Source organism: Coxiella-like endosymbiont (assembly GCF_002871095.1).
Taxonomy (GTDB): Bacteria; Pseudomonadota; Gammaproteobacteria; order Coxiellales; family Coxiellaceae; genus Coxiella.
In genome coordinates this window covers 1-3,693 of record NZ_NSHJ01000167.1, presented here as the reverse complement: position 1 = coordinate 3,693, position 3,693 = coordinate 1, and the positions used below count along the sequence as shown (strand labels likewise).

Sequence of the window (3,693 nt, the reverse complement as noted above, 5' to 3'; positions counted from 1 at the left end):
GTATTATTATTCGTATCATTTAAAAATATAAATTTTTATCAAAAATTAAAAATTATGAATTTATTAGTCGATTTTTAAATAAAAGTATGTAGTAAGCAGTTAATGAAGTTACCAAAAGATTTATATATTTCTCCGGATGCACTTCGGATATTTCTCGAAGCTTTTGAAGGTCCTCTTGATTTACTTCTTTATTTGATAAGGCAACATAATATCGATATTTTAGATATACCTATTGCAGAAATTACTCGCCAATATATGCAATTTGTAAATCTTATGCGTGAGATGAAACTTGAAGTAGTATCTGAGTATTTAGTAATGGCAGCTATGCTTGCTGAAATTAAATCACGTCTTTTACTACCCTGTTCGACGATAAAACAAGCAGAAAGTGATCCTCGAGTAGAGCTGGTTTCTTGTTTAAAAAATTATGAACCCTATAAAAAGGCAGCTTACGATTTAGATACCTTACCTCGAATAGAGCGAGATATGTTTATTGCTGATGCTGCAGCTCCTCCGATGGATATTATTGTATATCCAGTAGTAGAATTGACAGAACTGCTTCGAGCTTTAAATGAAGTATTAGAAAGGGCTTCTCTATCTAAATCACATTCTATTAAAGGTAAATCTTTATCTATTCACGATAAAATGTCCTTTATTTTACTGGTACTTCGTAAAAAAAGTTTTATAAGTTTCACGGAATTATTTAGTTTTGAAGAAGGACGGATTGGTGTTGTTGTTACTTTGATTGCTCTATTAGAATTAATTCGTCAATCTGTAATTGAATTCCTTCAACCTGAACCATTTGGGATGATTCATATTTGTTCTAGAAGAGTGGTTAGATGAGTAAAGTGAATTATAAATATATTTTAGAAGCGGCCTTATTTGCTTCGCCAGAGCCATTAACTGTGGAGCGACTGCAAGAATTATTTAAAAAACAAGATAGACCTGTACCTACTAAAATTAAAAATTTATTATCTGAACTTAGCGAAGATTACCAAGAGCGCGGCGTAGAGTTATGTGAAGTAGCTACTGGTTATCGATTCCAGGTAAAATCAAATTTTGCTCCTTGGCTACAGCGCTTATGGAAAAAAAAATCACCTCGATATTCACGAGCTTTATTAGAAACTCTTGCTTTAGTTGCCTACCGTCAACCTATTTCGCGAGGAGAAATTGAAGAAATCCGTGGTGTAACAGTGAGTTCAGATATTATAAAAAAATTATTAGATCGTGAGTGGATTAAAGTAGACGGTTATCGGGATGTTCCAGGGAAGCCAGCTCTCTATGTAACTACAAAAGCTTTTTTAGATTATTTTAATTTAAGAGAGATAACTGAGTTACCTCCTTTAGAAGGAGTGGTACAGTTAAAAAAAAGTACTCTCAATTAGTAAAACAATTAATATTGTTAGTGTATGTCTGCTACTTAAAAAGCAGAGAATAAAGAAAAATATAACAAAGAGCTTCACCTCTTTGAAGAAAAGAGGTGAAGATTATTTTTTTATGATGAAACGTGTATTCAAAAAGTTTTATCTAAGTGAGTTAGGCTAAGGTTTAGAATATAAAATCAAAAAAATTCATTAAAATAAAATGTATTTAAGCTAATGATTATAATGTAAAATTTAGAGATAGACTTTCTGTAAATGATATTATTTATATTAAAACTAAACTAAAACTATATTAAATAAGTCGTATTGAGGGTATGAGTTTAATTTATCATAAGAAGCCCCTTTGGTGGAGAACAAATTACTAATATTATTATACATAAGAATCCAGAGAGTCGACTCATAATGTTTTTGATCTGATGAGGTAATTACTACGGGAGCTATTTAGCCGCCGGGGGGGGTTGATCAAGATCGGGCTCTGAGGATGAGATATATAAATACTTCGAGACTATGATTTTTTATTAATGATAGTAACTTTACAAATTGTTTGATGCATTTTTTATCCAAGATTGAGCAGGGGTATTAAAAACAAATATCTCGTATAGGATTATGGGTAAGGTTTATACTGATATGATAAAAGGTTTACCCGTAGAGTGAAATTAACAGATGACAAACCATGTTTTGAACATATTTATAGATTTAAACAGTAGGTAGGAATAAAAAAACTAATAAAAAACTATTTATTGGTTTCATGTACTTCAATTAATAAATTGATTGTAGGAATTCTAAAAAATTAAAATCAATTGTCATATGTGAATTTTTATTTAGGTACACTAATATTAGTTACATCTTTAGATCGGGGCGAATAATAGGAGTTAAAACCTTTTGAAATGGAAACCTTACAAAATGTCCTTAATATCTCTAGAAAATTTTTTTATGATTTTAATGATTTTAAAAAAGTCAATAATTTAATCAATAGACTGAATCTTGATTACTTTAAATTAATTAGAAATATATTTAGAAAAAGTTGATATAATACTGTTTCTATTATCTTATTTAATAAATAAAGTCTTTATAACTCTGTTATTACTACAAATAACAGTGGAAGTCCTAGTAAATGATCTATGCTCTGAATAAAAAAAACAAATATAATTAAAAATTAAAATAAATCTTTTGGAAGAATATAAGTCTATAGTTAACAGATCTTCTTTTCGCAAAACACGATCTATGTATGTTATTACAATTTTTCTTGTCGTGATGATAGTTTTCAAAAAATAAAGACTTTAATAAAAAGTGCTCTATTGTCCGCCATATTAATAATAACGACAATATGATAACTTATTCTTAAGGCCCTTGCAATAAGAGGAAAAATTGATATCTCAGTGAAAATTGATAAACTTTTTTGAATGACAGTAGTTGATGGAGGTAGTCCTTTATTTAAAAAGCGCAAACTATTTTTATGTATTTAAGTTTATTCAGAGTTATACCCCAAATATATCCATCCTTCATGAATCTCGTCAAGTGGTAGAACGTGTTTGATAAATTTTAGATTTTTAAGTAATTTAGTTGTATCAGTACTATCAGAGGAGTATTAGTAATAATATTTTTGTATTTTAATATAAGTTACTATTTTTTAAAATATTTTAGTTATCGACTTAAAATTTTTACACACCTTCTTTAGCGGAATATTTATTTTTATCTTCTTTACTAAAAATTCTATCGTTGATGTTTTTAATATTCTACTTAGTACTACTGAGCGATCTGTTAAAGTAATTATATTAAAAAGATTTTTTTTTGAACTCTTAAAGATTTTGAAAAATTTTCATAAATTGTGTTTTTTTATTAGCTTTCAAAAGTTGAATGACCTCACTAAGGTGTTGACAATAATTATATTTGTCTAATTCATCTTTAATCCAAAGTATTGTGTTATCAAATTCTTGTAATTTTTCATTAAGATCAAAAGAAAGTTGATTTTTTTTGGTTATAATTTAAATCAACTATAGGTAACTTTTTAAGTTTGTGTTTAAAGAAACCTTGTTTTGACAGTGTAGCTTCATTTGACTAAGTCTAGAATACAAATAGTATTGTTGGCAACAATGAGGTCTGATAATACATGGGTTTTATTTTAAATAAATGACAGGTTTATCGCCATTCATATTGTGATTCTCTGTTTAAGTGGCTTTTATATTAATAACTTTTGTATTAATATTAATCTCGGATACTGCCATGAGCAGTAGCTTTTTCTGATATTCAAATTAATCGTTTTAATAGTGAAATGAACATAAGCTAAGGTTAAACTTCATAGTAAGTATAGAAG

The 3,693-nt window shown here is 28.2% G+C and carries 2 protein-coding genes; both read left to right on the top strand.

Going from position 1 to position 3,693, the window contains the following annotated elements; genetic code table 11:
* The first annotated feature begins 102 nt into the window (after positions 1 to 102).
* The gene (locus CLERM_RS03750; RefSeq protein ID WP_201797242.1) at positions 103 to 840 is read left to right on the top strand and encodes a segregation and condensation protein A; all 738 of its coding nucleotides are present in this window, start codon (positions 103 to 105) and stop codon (positions 838 to 840) included.
* A complete protein-coding gene (gene scpB, locus CLERM_RS03745; RefSeq protein WP_236905149.1) occupies positions 837 to 1,382 on the top strand; it encodes an SMC-Scp complex subunit ScpB in 546 nt (181 codons plus the stop codon). Before CLERM_RS03750 ends, scpB begins: the two co-directional genes overlap by 4 nt.
* Positions 1,383 to 3,693: the final 2,311 nt, after the last annotated feature.